The 15,624-nt window shown below is 68.9% G+C and carries 13 protein-coding genes; 10 read left to right on the top strand and 3 right to left on the bottom strand.

Annotated elements, in window-relative coordinates; genetic code table 11:
- Positions 1–78: 78 nt before the first annotated feature.
- Entirely contained in the window at positions 79–981 is a 903-nt protein-coding gene (locus tag GA0070618_RS04135; protein WP_143740223.1) for a hypothetical protein, read from the bottom strand.
- Between the two features lie 497 nt (positions 982–1,478).
- Here GA0070618_RS04135 and GA0070618_RS04140 point away from each other — a divergent pair, with 497 nt between their 5' ends.
- Positions 1,479–1,997: a flavoprotein gene (locus GA0070618_RS04140; RefSeq protein WP_088980439.1), complete on the top strand. Its 519-nt coding sequence runs from the start codon at positions 1,479–1,481 to the stop codon at positions 1,995–1,997.
- A gap of 49 nt (positions 1,998–2,046) precedes the next feature.
- Entirely contained in the window at positions 2,047–2,499 is a 453-nt protein-coding gene (locus tag GA0070618_RS04145) for a hypothetical protein (protein ID WP_143740224.1), read from the top strand.
- Positions 2,500–2,614: 115 nt separating this feature from the next.
- Here the strand turns inward: GA0070618_RS04145 and GA0070618_RS04150 are convergent, their stop codons facing one another.
- Positions 2,615–3,697: an FAD-binding oxidoreductase gene (locus GA0070618_RS04150; protein WP_088980441.1), complete on the bottom strand. Its 1,083-nt coding sequence runs from the start codon at positions 3,695–3,697 to the stop codon at positions 2,615–2,617.
- Positions 3,698–3,936: 239 nt separating this feature from the next.
- Here GA0070618_RS04150 and GA0070618_RS04155 point away from each other — a divergent pair, with 239 nt between their 5' ends.
- From GA0070618_RS04155 to GA0070618_RS34510, 3 genes are all read left to right on the top strand, one after another.
- On the top strand, positions 3,937–4,992 hold the full coding sequence (locus GA0070618_RS04155; protein WP_172900257.1) for a helix-turn-helix domain-containing protein: 1,056 nt from the start codon (positions 3,937–3,939) through the stop codon (positions 4,990–4,992).
- A gap of 100 nt (positions 4,993–5,092) precedes the next feature.
- On the top strand, positions 5,093–5,632 hold the full coding sequence (locus GA0070618_RS04160) for a cysteine hydrolase family protein (RefSeq protein ID WP_088980442.1): 540 nt from the start codon (positions 5,093–5,095) through the stop codon (positions 5,630–5,632).
- Between the two features lie 128 nt (positions 5,633–5,760).
- Positions 5,761–6,903: an inositol monophosphatase family protein gene (locus tag GA0070618_RS34510; protein ID WP_231931798.1), complete on the top strand. Its 1,143-nt coding sequence runs from the start codon at positions 5,761–5,763 to the stop codon at positions 6,901–6,903.
- Between the two features lie 48 nt (positions 6,904–6,951).
- On the opposite strand, the gene GA0070618_RS04170 is transcribed toward GA0070618_RS34510, so the two are convergent.
- The gene (locus tag GA0070618_RS04170) at positions 6,952–8,280 is read right to left on the bottom strand and encodes an AAA domain-containing protein (protein ID WP_088980444.1); all 1,329 of its coding nucleotides are present in this window, start codon (positions 8,278–8,280) and stop codon (positions 6,952–6,954) included.
- 347 nt (positions 8,281–8,627) lie between these two features.
- On the opposite strand from GA0070618_RS04170, the gene GA0070618_RS04175 reads away from it, so the two are divergent.
- The 5 genes from GA0070618_RS04175 to GA0070618_RS04195 are packed head-to-tail and all read left to right on the top strand — an operon-like array spanning position 8,628 to position 15,591.
- The gene (locus GA0070618_RS04175; RefSeq protein ID WP_088980445.1) at positions 8,628–10,226 is read left to right on the top strand and encodes a restriction endonuclease; all 1,599 of its coding nucleotides are present in this window, start codon (positions 8,628–8,630) and stop codon (positions 10,224–10,226) included.
- 4 nt (positions 10,227–10,230) lie between these two features.
- A complete protein-coding gene (gene darT / locus GA0070618_RS04180; RefSeq protein ID WP_088980446.1) occupies positions 10,231–10,923 on the top strand; it encodes a type II toxin-antitoxin system toxin DNA ADP-ribosyl transferase DarT in 693 nt (230 codons plus the stop codon).
- Positions 10,920–12,005 carry a type II toxin-antitoxin system antitoxin DNA ADP-ribosyl glycohydrolase DarG gene (gene darG, locus GA0070618_RS04185; RefSeq protein ID WP_088980447.1) on the top strand — a complete coding sequence of 362 codons (1,086 nt, stop codon included), beginning with the start codon at positions 10,920–10,922 and terminating at the stop codon, positions 12,003–12,005. Before darT ends, darG begins: the two co-directional genes overlap by 4 nt.
- Positions 12,006–12,039: 34 nt before the next feature.
- Positions 12,040–12,474, top strand: a complete 435-nt coding sequence (locus tag GA0070618_RS04190) for a VOC family protein (RefSeq protein WP_088980448.1) — start codon at positions 12,040–12,042, stop codon at positions 12,472–12,474.
- Between the two features lie 42 nt (positions 12,475–12,516).
- Complete coding sequence (locus GA0070618_RS04195) at positions 12,517–15,591, top strand: DUF3427 domain-containing protein (RefSeq protein ID WP_088980449.1); 3,075 nt, start codon at positions 12,517–12,519, stop codon at positions 15,589–15,591.
- The last annotated feature ends 33 nt before the right edge of the window (positions 15,592–15,624 follow it).

Consider the following 15,624-nt stretch of genomic DNA (forward strand, 5'->3'; position numbering starts at 1 on the left):
GTCCAGCTCGTCACCAGTCTGACGTGGACCGTGCCGCCCCTGCTCGCAAGGGCGGCACCAGATCCCCGAGAGCAGCCGTCAAAGGTTCGCGCAGATGGCATACGACCGGATGGTCCAGTCTTCGTCGAAGGGGCCCTGCTCGAATGCCCCGACGATGACGGACACGGGCGGGGTGACCGGGCCGCCGTTGGGGACGAAGTCGTCCACCAGCACCTCACCGAACGCGTTTCTCAGCTCGAACCCACCGCCGAGCAGCACCTTGCCGGGGAGACAGACCGCCACGATGTTGTTGAAGTTGTTCGAGTTGGGGACGCTGAGCGCTGTCGCCTGCACCAGCCCAGGAATCGGGTTCGCGCAGACGGCGTACACGGTCGCCGACCACTCACCGAAGAAGGGGTCGGCCTCGTAGACCCCCAGCGTGACCGAGGTCGGCGGGTTGGCGAGCGTCCCGTTGGGCCGCAGGTCGTCCGCGATGCCCTTGCCGACGATCTCGTGCAGTTCGAAGCCGGAGCTGGTCAACACCTTGCCCGTCGGGCAGGTGGCGGTGACGGACTGGAAGTCGGCCGAGTCGTACGGGCTCGACACCGCTATGCGGACCAGCCCGGGAATCGGGTCCGCGCAGACCGCGTACGCCTTGACCATCCAGTTCTCTTCGAAATCGTCCACCTCGTACGCGCCCACGGTCACCGCGGTCGGGGGCGTGGTGGGGCTGCCGTTGATCCGGAAGTCGTCCACCGTCACCGCACCGTTTCCGCCAGCGATCTCGAACCCCGTCCCGAGCAGCACTTTCCCGATCGGGCAGACAGCGGTGGCAGTCTGGAAGTTGGCAGAACTGTTGCCGCTGACCGCGGTCATCCTCATGAGACCGGGGATGGCGGCCGAGGCCGGGCTCGCCGGGATGGCCACCCCCGCCAGGGCAACGCCGAGCGCGAGGACGATCCCTCGGGCTCCAAACCGGCGGAACCGTGTCTGATCTGACATCGTTGCTCCTTTTCGTCAGCCCGCTCGTGGCACCACGTGCCCCGGAAACCGGACTTGTTGGCTGACCCGATTACCGCGAGCAGTCGGATGACCCGACGTCATTCGAGCCACGCCCTCACCAGGCAATCGACCGCTCCACCCTGGTCCGACACCACCCGCGTGTCGCACACCCGGCCCGGAAGCCGGAACACTGGGTGGCCGCCCCCGCCCGGGGAGGTGAACTGGTAGCGACCACCGTGGTCATGGTCGCCCCGACGGCGTTCGACCTCGTCACCACGAGAACGCCCGGGGTTGACGACACCGTGTCGCCGGGGGACTACGCTCACTCACCCCGACGCCGCCATCCGTGACCGACCAGGCTCCACGCCGCTGGCGGGGCGGTATCTGGACGACAGCGGACGGACCGGCCCGGCTGTCCACGATCCGGCAGACCCGGGATGTCCTCCGTCCAGAAATTGGCACAGCTCGCGCGGTGTGCGTCCCCTACGGTGGACGGAATGAGCCGCGCACCCGTGCTGCACCTGGTCGTCTCCGCCGCCGGCCCTGCCCGGGGGATCCCCGCCCTCGTCGACCTGCTGATCGCCGACGGCTGGACGGTCTGCCTGATCCTCAGCCCGACTGCGGCGACCTGGCTCGACCGCGAAGCCCTCGCCGAGGCGACCGGCCACCCGGTCCGCGTCGAGTGGCGGCTCCCCGGCGACCCCGAGCCGCACCCCGTGGCCGACGCCGTCGCGGCCGTGCCGGCTACCTTCAACGTGATGAACAAGTGGGCGAACGGCATCAACGACAATGTCGCCCTCGGCGTCCTCAACGGTGCGGTCGGCGCCGGCCTGCCGGTGCATGCCTTCCCGTACGTCGGCCGCGGCCTCGGCAACCACCCCGCTTACGCCGGCAACCGCCGTTTGCTGGAGCAGGCCGGCGTGGTCGTCACCGACCTGCCCGACCCGGACCGGGAAGGCTGGCAACCGGTCGTCGACACCCTCCGCCCCACCCGCGTACGCCGCTCCGCCGGGTGATCGCGGCAACCCGCCGTCACGTCCAGGTCAGCGAGGAGGCGTCCCGCCCGTGTCCTACTCCCACCCCCGCTACGAACCGATCATGGTGCCGCCCGCCAAGCCACGCAGATGGCGGATGTGGGGTGCAGCAGCCGCCAGCGCGCTGCTACTGGCCGTCGGACTGTTCACCGTCGGTCAAGGGCTGTACCTGAACGCGAACGGCATCACCACCCAGGCCGAGGTGGTAGAGGTGGATCTGGGCGGTCGCTCTGAGTTCGTACGGGTGCGGTTCAGCTCGGGACAGGAGACAAATCTCTGGGCCTGGACCGGATCTCCACAGGTCGGTACGACGGTGCCTGTGGTTCACCTCGAAGAACGGAACTGGGCGAAGGACGCCCGTGTGTTCGCCCCGAAGTGGTTCCTCTGGTGGTCATTCGGTGGCGCGGTTCTCTCCGCCTTTTCAGTTCCCTGGGAGCGCCGCCGCTACGCTCAGCAGGAGCTGGCCAGGCGAAACGGGTGGTAGCTCCCCCAGCGGGCCTTCCCTCTGCCGCACGTTTTCATCACCAGCAGGTCTCTACACATGTCCCCGCGACGTGTAGAGGGTTTTGCTGTGAAGGTTGTGCGCCCCGAGCACGGCGTCAGTGGGCGTCGGGCAGGTGGATGCGGTGGGCAGGCACGCCGGCGGCGAGCAGCCGCAGTCGGCAGCCGGCGACCATGGCCGGTGGCCCGCAGACGTACACCTCCTGGCCGGGGCGGTGGTGCCGCAGGGCGACGGTCAGCGCGTCACCCTCCTCGTCGGGAGCGGCGAGCAGGTCGTGCGAGAAGGCCGGCCGGACGGTCAGCCAGTCGTACGCGCACTGGAGCTTGTCCAGGGCGACGGCGTCGTAGAGGTCGGCGAAGGCACGGGAGCCGACGATCAGGGTGACCGGTCGAGGGGCAGCGGCCGCCACCTGCTCGACCAGCGCACGGAGCGGGGCGAGTCCGGTGCCACCGGCGACGAGCAGCAACTCCCGGGGCGGGTCGGCGTCGAGGGTCAGGCCGGTGCCGTGCGGCGGGCCGAGCCGGAGCCGGTCGCCGGGGCGTACCTCGTGGACCAGCGCGGGTGAGACGGTGCCGGCGGGGACGGCACGGACGTGCAGCTCGATCGTGCCGTCCGGGCGCGGCGCGTTGGCCGGTGAGTACCACCGCCAGACGCCGGGCAACGCGTCGACGTTGACCGGGACCGCCTGGCCCGGCCGGACCGGCAGCGCCGACTGCGGTCGTACGGTGAGGATGGCGACGCCCTCGGCGGGGCGGTCGTGGCCGACGACCTCGGCGGACCACCACGCCGGCCCCTCCCCCGCCCGACCGGCGGCCTGGGCCACCGCCCGGATGGCCCGCCGGTAGGCCCGCGCCCAGCAGAGCCCGAGCGGTGGCCGCCACTGCGCGCGGAAGTGCCGGGCAACGGTGGCGACCAGGGCATCTCCGACGATCGACTCGTGGAACGGCCGTAGGCCGTGCTGGCGGTAGGCGTGGCCGAGCACGGTCAGCAGGGCCGCCCGCCCCGCCCGGTCGTCGGCCTCGACCGCCAACCGGCCGAGAGCGGCGAGGAACGGCCCGGCCGCCGGTTCCGGGAGCAGGCCGGGTAGGCGTTCCTCGACCAGCTCGTGGAAGTGACGGACGGTCCGGTCGGCGTGCCGGAGGACGATCGTCCAGGACGGACCCAGGTCGACAGCGTTCATGTCATGCCCTCCGAGTCTTCGGGATCGGAACGGCACCGGGGCGGGCGGGGACGGCGGAACCGCGATCGGGGAAGACGCGCCGCCGGAGCCCGGCACCCGCCCCGGGCCATGCCTCCACCCTGGTCGCACAGAAAGACGGACGGGATGACTACGTACTGCACCTGCGCCGTACCTGTCCGGAACCTCAGCGACTAGGCTGCCCGGTGACCGGTCCGAAGCGGAGATCGGAGGCCGAGCCCATGACCACCGTCCAGACCTGGACCGGCCGTGAAACCCGCGCGCTACGGCACGCCCTCCGGATGAGCATCCGCGACTTCGCCGAGCACCTAGGCGTGAGCGAACGCACGGTCTCCAAGTGGGAGGCTGGCCGGGGAGAGATCCACCCTCGGCCGGAGATGCAATCGGCGCTCGACACCGCGCTGAGCCGGGCTCCAAACGACGCGGTGAGCCGCTTCGCGACGACCTTGGAGCAGGACGCTCCGCCAGGCGGGCACACCGGCGACACCTATCGAGTCGTGTCCCACAAGTTCATCCCGGCCTACGTTGGACCAGTAGCAGCCGCCCGGCTCGTTGAACTGCCGGTATTTGCTACGCGGCCACACGAATGGCTGGACGTCGCGGTGGGACGGGTGTCTCACGCCAACGGTCGGTGCACAGCTCACGTCTACGCCTGCGGAGTAGTGGTACTGCACGTCGAGCAGCACCTCACGCTGAAGAACCTGACGGCGCTGGCCACCTGGCGTTACACCACCTACGACCCCGACCGACAGTGGGCCGGGGACCGCCTCACGGCTCTCCTTGCCGCTTCCGGTGCAGACCACGCCGGAGGGCCCGAGTACCTACTGTCGATGTACACGGTCGAGGAACCAGCCTGGCGTGGCGATGAACTCGACAACGCCCTCCGCCTCATGTCGCTGCCATCGGTGCTGGTGAATCAGACCGTACCCACCGGGGCCACGCCGGCGGACGGTCACGTCGAGCGTCGGCTTCTCGCCGAGGGGTTCGAACAGCCGTCCCTGATCCCCTTCGGCACGCATGGTGTCTCGTTGGGCTACGCGAGCTGGTCCGGCGTGTCCTACTACCCGATAGAGCAGGAACGGAGCCTGCCCGTCGATGACCTCGTCTCCTGTGAGCTCGACGTTCAGATGCTCTGGACCTACTGCCGGCGCATTCAGCGGGAGATCGAAGACGGAGGTGACCCGCTGATGCCGCCCGACTTCGGTTGGCGTTTTCTTCGAGCCGCCCATTCCGGCTCACCACCGCGCGAGCTCGGGAAACGGCGCAGCACTGCCTGATGCGCCAGGCGATACTGACGACAAGCGGGCTACCGGAGCGCTTGGAGCAGGCTCAGGCAGCACTTCGGGAGACCGAGATGGCACGGCCCGGGACATCGGTATGACGAACCGCCGACCCGCCCTGATCGTCATCGACATGCAGAACGGCTTCATCACCGCCCACAGCCGGCACGTCATCCCGAAGGTCGTGGAGTTGGTCGAACGTTGGGAGGCCAAGGGACATCCCGTGGTCTTCACCCGGTACCGCAACTACGCTGGAAGCCCGTTCGAGCGACTCATCCACTGGGCGAAGCTTCAGGGCCCTCCCGAGACGGACATCGTGCCCGAGTTGGCGGAGCACGCCGGCCGAGCGCGAGCCGTCATCGACAAGACCATCTACTCGTACTTCAACGAGGACGGCACGGCGCTGGCAGCTCGGGAGTGCTGGACCGACCTGGTCTTCTGCGGCATCGACACGGAAAGCTGTGTGCTCAAGTCAGCGGTCGACGCGTTCGAGCGGGACCTCACGCCCTGGGTGGTGGTAGATGCGGCGGCAAGCCATGCCGGCCAGGCCACGCACGACGCCGGGTTGCTGGTGACCCGCCGTTTCATCGGGGGTGGACAGCTTGTGCGGTCCGAGGAACTACTCGCGACGCTCTGATAGGTTCAGATGGCTGCTGGCATGACGGAACGACCCCGGGTGGTGAGCCTGGTCGTGTCCGCCGCTCCCCTGCCCTCCGGATCGGCGAACTGGTCGACTTTTTCGTCGAAGCCGGCTGGACCGTTGCCATCACGGCGACACCCACTACTGCGACGTGGATCGACCGAGACGCCCTGGCGGCCCGGACCGGCCACCCGGTCCGCTACCAGTGGCGGATGCCGGGCGACCCCGAGGTACACCCGAAGGCGGACGTGGTCGTGGTCGCCCCGGCCACGTTCAACCTGCTCAACAAGTTGGCACTCGGCATCAGTGACAACCTGGCGCTCGGCGTGCTGCACGAGCTACTGGGGCTGGGTATGCCCGGAACGACGGCGGCACCTACCGATGGCAGGTCGTCACCGAGCTGCTGTCAGAGGCGACCCGCTGATGCCACCCGACTTCGGGGCCGAGAAGCTACTCAGGATCCTGTGGGGGCGGCGGTGACGAGTTACCGGGCACTGTTTCCGATCGCCGCCGAAGCGGTCGCCTGGGCAGCCGACATCATGCGGAGCCGCCCGCCTGGCACCCTCACCAGCAAGGGTGACCGGGACATCGCTTCGGACCTGGACTACGAGATCGAGCGTGGCCTCCGCGCTCGCCTGGGAGCCGCGACACCCGGCATCGGTTTCCTCGGGGAGGAGGAGGGCAGCACCGGTTCAGCGGAGGTGCGGTGGGTGCTCGACCCCATCGACGGCACGGCCAACTTCGTGCGTGGCATCCCGCTCTGCGCGGTCTCCCTCGGCCTGCTGCACGGCACTGAAGCCGTACTCGGTGCCATCGAACTTCCCTTCCTGGGCAGCAGGTACACGGCCGCCAAGGGCGAGGGCGCATACGTCGATGGCATGCCGATCCGGGTGCGGGACACCCGCCTTCTGAGTCAGGCCATCGTCGCCATCGGCGACTACGCCGTAGGCCCCGGCGCAGCAGCGAAGAACCACCTCCGTCTCGCACTGACGGCCCACTTGGCTGAGACGGTGCAGCGGGTTCGGATGACCGGATCGGCAGCCCTCGACCTGGCCTGGCTCGCTGAGGGCAAGCTCGATGCGGCGATCACCCTGTCGAACAACCCGTGGGACATGACAGCAGGGGTGGCGATTGCCCGGGAGGCGGGAGCAGCCGTCCGCGATCGCGATGGTGCGGAGCACCGCAGCGATTCGGCCATGACGATCGCGGTCGCGCCAGCCCTGGTCGAGACGATTCTCAGCCTGATCGACGGTCCGGTCGCCGGTTAGCCCTGCGGTTCCGGCACCTGCGGTACCGGACAGTCGAGAGTCTCCCGGTCACGGGAGGGTTCGCCCGGCGGCTGACCGGGAGAGCACGGCGAGCATCGAGTGGTTGGCCTCCCAGCCGTCCGGGAACTTGATCGGGACGTTCAGGTGCACCGGTTCGCTCGACGGGTGGGCGTCGAGCAGCTCCGCGATCCCGGCCCGCGCCACCACGATGCAGGCGTGCCGGTGCCGGGACGTCAGCACGCAGAGCCGCCCCGACTCCAGATGGAACGCGGTCGCGTCCCGCCGTCCGGAGAGCGGGTGCAGCACGATCGTCACGTCGTACTCGCGGCCCTGGAGCCGGTTGGCGGTGTCGACGGTGATGCCCGCCCCGGCCTCGCCGAGTCGCGCGCGGATCGCCGCGACCTGGTCGCGGTGCGCGGCCCCGACGGCGATCCGGGACGCGTCGACCGGAGACGTCTCACCCGACGAGTACGCCACCGCGCCGCGCTGGAGCACCCGCAGCGCCAGGGCAGCGCAGGCCGCTGCCGCCTCCCCGTCGGTCCGCACGGTGTGCCGGGCCGGCAGTTCGTAGAGCGCCCAGCCCGACGACGCGGCCAGCTCCACCGCCGCGTCGAGCGCGTCACCCGGTCCGGCCTCGATGAACGTCAGCACCCGGTCGTCCGGCCCGGTCCCGGCGCGGAACCCGGTGAACGGGTAGAACGCCGCCGCGACCACCGGGGCCGCCGAGGCGGGCAGCCGCCACGACACCGGCAGCCGGTGCACCGGCAGGTCGGGGTTGTGCCGCAGCAGCACCGCCACCGCGGACTGCATCGGATCCCAGGTCAGCCCGGTCCAGCGGGCGGTCTCGACGGTCGAGAACGGGTCGAGCTGCCCGGGATCCCCCACGAACAGGGCCCGCTCGAACCTGCCGGCCACGCGCAACAAGGCGTCCGACCGCATCTGGTACGCCTCGTCCACGATCGCCCAGGGCCACGAGCCGTCGGTGACGGTGGCCCACTTGGCGGCCGTACCGATGATGACGGCCGGACCGCCGAGGTCGGCGACCTTCGCGGCGACCCGGACCGTCTCGTGGGCCCGGATCCGCTCGGCCGGCCGGTAGTCGGCGGCCGACAGCCGGCCGATCGGCAGCTCGGGGGCCTTGCGGGCGAGCCGGTCGATCAGGTCGTCGACCTGCTCGTTGGTCTGCGCGATGATGATCAGCGGCTCGCCGGCCTCGGCCAGCTCGACGGCGGCGCGCACGACGAGGGTTGACTTACCGGCCCCGGGTGGCGAGTCGACCACCACGCCCCGGTGGTCGCCGGAACGCAGGTCGGCCAGGACAGCGGTGATCACCCGTTCCGCCTCGACCCCCGGCGGCAGATCCAGAGCAGTCCGCATCGTCCCCACTTTCCTCAAGGCGGCCCTGGTGACCTTACCGATGAGCAGGCCATAGACCGGATTCCTGGTGCAATGCGGCCACCCTGCTCCCGATCGGCCCTTGCCGCGCGTGCAGTGGAACCGACACCTCCAGGCCGACCGGGAAGCCGAGGGAGCCACGCCGGAAAATGGGACGCTGTCCAAGATCCGACATCTTGGGCGCATCCTCGGTGGGACCTGGCACTTTCCTCAGCGGCGCGGAGCCAACTCGCATCTTCCCTCGGTGGCCGGCGCAGCATAGGGCAACCTCAAACACGACCCCTCGTTATCGTGTCGGCTTCCCAACCCTCACTTCACAAGGACGGCACGTGGGCATCATCCGGGAGATGCAGCGGGCGCATGCACGCCAGGTGCGCGCACAGCGGCAGGCTCAGGCTGCCGCCCACCGGCATCACCAGCAGTTGGTCCGGGCGGCGGAAAGCGCCCGAAAAGCTGCAGAGCGCGCAGCGGCGGCAGACGCGCGGGAACGCAAACGACTTTACGTTGAGGTGCGCCTGGCCGAGGTCGCCGCGAACAACTCAGAACTGCTGAGCCACCTTGAGGAGCTCGACAATCTACTCACGGCTACCCTTACCGTAGATGATCATATCGATTTTGGCAGATTGAAGAAGTCGGTAGAGCATCCGGCCTTCAACCCAGGCTCCCTCGGCAACCCGTTACCACCCCCTGATTGGCGTCATTTCGAACCGCCGCAGCCCAGTGGGCTCGGCAAGCTGTTCGGCGGACAGGCGAAGTACCAGCAACAGGTGAACCTGGCTCAGCACGCATTCGGTCAGGCTCAAGCGCAGCATGCCACAGCCGAGGCTGACCGACAGCGGCGGCTGGCCGCCGCGTACCAGCGGTACCAGCAGCATCGTGAGAAGGTTGAGGCAGAGGTAGCCACACACAACGCGGAGGTTGAGCGGTTCGCAGCGGCGGTCGCTGCGGGTGATCCGGCTGAGGTCGTCGAGTACTTCGGCATGGTGTTGAGCAACTCCGTGTACCCCGACGATTTTCCTCAGCAGTACCGACTGGCCTACGTGCCGGAATCGCGTCAGCTCATCGTCGAATACCACCTTCCGACCATGGAGGTGGTGCCCGCCATACGCGAGTACCGTTACGTGAAGGCACGAGACGAGATCACCACAACCGCTCGTCCTGCCAAGGAGATCAGGGAGCGGTACGCGGACATCGTCGCCCAGGTGACGCTCCGCACGGTGCACGAGATGTTCGAAGCCGATCGGTCGGGGCTCGTGGAAACGGTTGTCTACAACGGCATCGTTCACACGACAGACCCGCGCACCGGCGCTGCCGTCCGCCCCTGCCTGGTGACACTCCGCACCACCCGCGAGGTGTTCGCCGAGCTGAACCTGAGCAAAGTCCAGCCCACGGCGTGCCTTCAGCATCTGAACGCCTCCGTTTCGAAGCGTCCAGAGGCCCTGGCTCCGGTGCGGCCGGTCCTCGAGTTCGACATGGTGGACAAGCGTTTCGTTGACGAGGTCGATGTCCTGGCGGATCTCGACCAGCGACCCAATCTACTCAAGCTGACTCCCACGGAGTTCGAAAGCTTGATCCAGAATCTCTTTACCAGGATGGGGTTGGACACCAAGCAGACTCGGCCCTCGCGGGACGGCGGCGTCGACTGTGTCGCCTACGACCCCCGCCCGATTTTCGGGGGCAAGGTGGTGATCCAAGCCAAGCGGTACCGCAATACGGTCGACGTCTCGTCAGTGCGGGACCTCTTCGGAACCGTACAGAACGAGGGCGCCTCCAAGGGAATCTTGGTTACCACCAGCGGCTATGGTCCAGCGTCGTACGATTTCGCCTCGGGGAAGCCGCTGGAACTCATTGACGGATCCAACCTGCTTTACCTGCTCGCCGAGCACGCGGAGGTGAAAGCCCGCATCGATCCCAGCGAGCTCGACTGATTCGATGGTTTCGCTGCAGGTTGTCCCGCCGCATCGGGCACAGATCATGCACTTCACCCACATCCACAACCTGCCGGCGATCCTGGCCGCCGGGCGGCTCGTCGCCGACAACGCGGTGGGTGAGCGCCTGGCAACCGATGTCGGCTCCGCCGCCATCAAGGCGAGCCGCCGAGCCCGGCAGGTGCCCTGCCCACCCGGCGGCGTCGTCGCGGACTTCGTACCCTTCTACTACGCGCCACGCTCCCCGATGATGTACCGCATCGCCTGTGATCACCGCGACGGCAAACCCAACTGTTACCCCGGCGGGGATGATCCCTTGGTCTACCTCGTGAGTTCGGTCGACCGAGTCCATGCCGCCCGGCTGAGCTGGGTCGCCAGCGACGGCAACTGCGCCGCGGCGCTTACGTCCTTCTCCAACTCGCTGCCAGATCTGGCGGAGCTGGTTGACTGGCCGCTGATGCGGGAAGGCGTCTGGAAGAACACCCCAGACGACCAGGACCGGATGCGGAGGCGGATGGCCGAGCTACTCGTGCACCGGGAGTTCCCACTCGACCTGATCCTCGGCTACGCCGTTCGGACGCAGGCTCGGGAGGAGCAGTTGAGGCAGGTCCTCCGCGACGCCGGCATCATCAACGCGTACGTTGGTGTCAGACCGGACTGGTACTACGGCTTCGGACGAAGGGAGGTGCAAGGGTGATAGTCATCAGCCACGGAAACCTGCTCACCGCCGAAGCGGAGGCCCTGGTCAACACGGTCAACACGGTCGGCGTCATGGGAAAGGGAATCGCCCTCCAGTTCAAGCGCGCCCACCCGGCCAACTACAGGGCGTACCGCACTGCTTGCGCGGCGAAAGATGTCACATTGGGCAGGATGTTCGTCTTCGACTCCGGCCTTGTGGGCTGCCGCCGCTATGTGATCAACTTTCCGACCAAGGGCCACTGGCGGGCTAGCTCCAAGCTGTCTGACATCCGCGCGGGTCTCGTTGACCTGATACGAGTGGTACGCGAACGGCAGATCAGCTCGGTCGCGGTGCCGGCTCTCGGCTGCGGCAACGGCGGACTCGAATGGGACGAGGTCCGACCGCTGATCGAGCAGGCTTTCGCTGAATTACCCGAGGTCCGAGTCCTTCTCTTCCCGCCTGAGGGGCCTCCCGAGCCAGCCGACATGCCTGTCGCCACCGAGAAGCCACCACTGACCCGAGGGCGTGCCACCCTGCTCCGCGCGATCGACCAGTACCTGGAACGGTCTCAGGCCGTGGAACCGAGGGACGGCATCACCACCCTGGAGATCCAAAAGATCGCCTACTTCCTCCAGGTGCTCGGGGAGCCGCTGCGGCTCTCGTTCGTGCGAGGGCAGTACGGTCCATACGCGGAACGGCTGAACCACGTGCTCGACCTCCTCGAGGGGCACTACCTGATCGGATTCGGTGACCGCTCCGCGCGAACGGAGGAGTTGCGGCCGATCCACGTCACAGAAGGGACATCGGAAGCCGTTTCCACCTGGTTCGAGGTACACAGCCCGGAATCCTCCGATTCGATCGAGCGACTCGTCGAACTTGTGGACGGCTTCGCTGCCCCGTATAGCTTGGAACTACTCGCCACCGTCCACTACGGGGCCCGGGTTGACCCGGCGACCAACGACCTGGGCGAGTTGATTCACCGGGTTCAGGCATGGAGCGGGCGGAAGGCCAGGCTCTTCACGTCTGCCCACATCACAGCCGCCTACCAGAGGTTGCAGTCCACGAAACTCTTGCCAACCCTGGTGACCGCGTCGTCCTGACCACCGAGCGGCTCGTCGGCGGTACGGTGCGGGAGTGGAACAGCGGATCAGTCTGATCACCCTCGGCGTCGCCGACCTGGCCCGTGCCCGCGCCTTCTACGAGCGGCTCGGTTGGCACGGTCAGGAGGTCGAGGAGACCGTCTTCCTCCAGGCCGGGGGCCTCGCCGTCGTGCTGTGGAGTCGCGGGAAGCTCGCCGAGGACGCCGGCATCACCGACCGGGGCGACGGTGGCTTCGGCGGGATCACCTTGGCGCACAACGTCCGTACCCGGGACGAGGTCGACGAGGTGCTGGCCGAGGCGGCCGATGCCGGGGCGACGATCACCCAACCGGCCCGGGAGACCTTCTACGGCGGTTACGCCGGCTGTTTCGCCGACCCGGACGGCCACGTCTGGGAGATCGCCTACAACCCTGGGTTCAAGCTCGCCCCCGACGGCTCACTCACCCTGCCCGACTTCGGCCAGCCCTGACCCGGAACGGCGTTCCCGGGCGAAGCCGGCTACGGTGCCCCGGTGATCGAACCGGCCCGGGGCATCTACGAACATCTGATCACCCGTGAGCTCGCCGAGCGCCTTCATCACCTTGATCCTGCCCAGGTCCAACACCGTCGCCTCGATCCCGCCGACGCGCACCAGATCCTCACCCGGCACCTGGCCGCCCTGATCAGCCGAGCCCTGAACGCCGTCCCCGGCGGGGACGATCGGCTCACGCGGCAGGTCGAGTTGGCCAACCGCCTCGCCGACGTGATCGCAGAGCTGGATCCCGGCGCGGCCGATCACGGCGACCAGGTGACCGACGCCCAGAACCTGTTGCACGCCATCGCGGCCCCACCTGTCCCGCCCGCACAGCCGAGCTTCCCGCCGCGTCCCGCCACCCCACTCTCCACCGGCGCCCTGCTGGTGAACGGGCAGCACCAGCCCCGGATTGGGCACGAGGTCGTCCACGAGATGGCCTCCGCCGACCATGTCGACCTGCTCTGCGCGTTCATCAAGTGGCACGGGCTGCGGATCGTCGAGCCGGCCGTCCGGGAGCTGATCGGACGCGGCGGCCGGCTGCGGGTGATCACCACGACGTACCTGGGGGCCACCGACCAGCGGGCGCTGGACCGCCTGGTCGAGCTGGGTGCCGAGGTCAAGGTCTCCTACGAGACGCGGACCACCCGGCTGCACGCCAAGGCGTGGCTGTTCCGCCGGGCCAACGGCACCACCACCGCGTACGTCGGCTCGTCGAACCTGTCGAGGACGGCACTGGTCGACGGGGTGGAGTGGAACGTGCGGATCGCCAACCTTGAGCAACCCCACGTCATCGACACCTTCACTGCCACCTTCGAGGACTACTGGAACGACCCGGCGTTCGAGGACTACCACCCGGGCACGGACGCTGACCGGCTCAGGGTGGCGCTGCGCGGCGAGCGTCCCGACCCGGCGTCCACCCAGATCGCCAACCTGGACGTGCGGCCGTACCCGTACCAGGCGGAGATCCTGGCCGACCTGGACGCGGAGCGGCAGGTGCACGGCCGGCACCGCAACCTGGTGGTGATGGCGACCGGCACCGGCAAGACGGTGGTGGCCGCGCTGGACTACCGCCGCCTGCACCGCAGCGGACAGGTCGACTCGCTGCTCTTCGTGGCGCACCAGGAACAGATCCTGCGACAGAGCCTGGCCACGTTCCGCCAGGTGATGGGCGACGGTAGCTTCGGCGAGACGCTGGTCGCCGGCGGCAGACCACGGGACTGGCGGCACGTGTTCGCCTCGATCCAGTCGCTGCACCGGCGGGAGGTCGACCCCGGGGCGTACGACATGGTGATCGTGGACGAGTTCCACCACGCGGAGGCGCCGACGTACGCCCGACTGCTGGAACGGCTGCGACCGCGCGTCCTGCTCGGCCTGACGGCGACCCCGGACCGGGCCGACGGCGGCGACGTACGGCGGTGGTTCGACGGCCGGGTCGCCGTGGAGCTGCACCTGTGGGAGGCCCTGGAGCGGCAGTTGCTCGCCCCGTTCCAGTACTTCGGGGTGCACGACGACGTCGACCTGTCGCACCTGCGCTGGAAGCGCGGCCAGGGCTACGACCGGGCCGATCTGGAGGGTGTCTACACCGGTAACGACGCGCGGGCGCGGCTGGTGCTGCGGGCGGTGCGGGACGCCGTCGACGTGGGTCGGATGCGGGCGCTCGGGTTCTGCGTGAGCATCGGCCACGCCGAGTTCATGGCCGACTGGTTCACCCGGCACGGCGTACCGTCGGCGGCGGTGACCTCCGGGGTCGGGCGGGAGGCGCAACACGGGCTGATCCGGGACTTCCGGGCCGGGAAGCTGCGTGTCCTCTTCACCGTCGACCTGTTCAACGAGGGTGTCGACCTGCCGATGGTCGACACGGTCCTGATGCTGCGGCCCACCGAGAGCGCGACGGTATTCCTCCAGCAGCTCGGCCGCGGCCTGCGGCTGGACGACGACAAGCCCTGCCTGACAGTGCTGGACTTCATCGGCGGGCAGCACGCGAACTTCCGTTTCGACCTGCGGTGGCGGGCGCTGACCGGGGTGAGCCGGCGGGCCGTCCGGGAGGCCGTCGCGCAGGACTTCCCGACGCTGCCGAGCGGCTGCCACATCCAGCTCGACCGGGTGGCCAAGAGCATCGTGCTCGACAACCTGCGGGCGGCCCTGCCCACCTCACGCAAGGGTCTGGTCGCGGAGCTGCGGCAGCTCGGGGACGTCAGCCTGGCCGGGTTTCTGCGGGAAACCGGGCTGGAGGTCGAGGACGTGTACCGTTCGGCGTCGGTCGGCGGCTGGGCCGGGTTGCGTCGCCTCGCCGGCGTCGAGACGTCGGCACCGGGACCGGACGACCGGGAGCTTGGCCGGGCGATCGGTCGGATGCTGCACCTCGACGACGTCAACCGGCTGGACCTGCTGGCCCGGGTCGCGGCGGGCGACCGCCCGGCGCCGGGGCGGCGCTGGGACATGCTGCACTTCGACCTGTGGGGGCCGAATGCCCCGCTGTCGTCGCGTGAGGAACGGCTGGCCCGGCTCTGGGCGGAGCCGGCCCGCTGCGCGGAGCTGCGGCAGGTGGTCGAGGTGCTGCGGGAGCGGATCCACCGGGTCCCAGGGCCGTCGCCGTCGTCCGGCGTGCCGTTGCGGGTGCACGCCCGGTACAGCCGCAACGAGGCGTGCGCGGCGTTCGGCATGCCCAATCCGGGATCGCTGCGGGAGGGGGTGAAGTGGCTGGCGGCGGAGCGGGCCGACCTGTTCTTCGTCACGCTGGTGAAATCGGAGCGCCACTACTCCCCCACCACCATGTACGCCGACCGTGCGGTCACCGACCGGCTGTTCCAGTGGGAGTCGCAGAGCACCACGTCGACCGCCTCACCGACCGGGCAGCGGTACGTCCACCACGCCGCCCAGGGCTCGACGGTGCACCTCTTTCTGCGGGAGAGCCGGGTCGCCGACGGTGACCTGGGCGCGCCGCCGTACCTGTACGCGGGGCCGATGACGTACCGGGAGCACACCGGGGACCGGCCGATGCGGATCCTCTGGGAGCTGACCCATCCCCTCCCGGCCGACGTGTACACCTCCGCCCGCACCATCGCCGCCTGAGTCGTCCAATGCGGACGGCTGGCATGATCACTG

The organism is Micromonospora echinospora (genome assembly GCF_900091495.1).
Taxonomy (GTDB): domain Bacteria; phylum Actinomycetota; class Actinomycetes; order Mycobacteriales; family Micromonosporaceae; genus Micromonospora; species Micromonospora echinospora.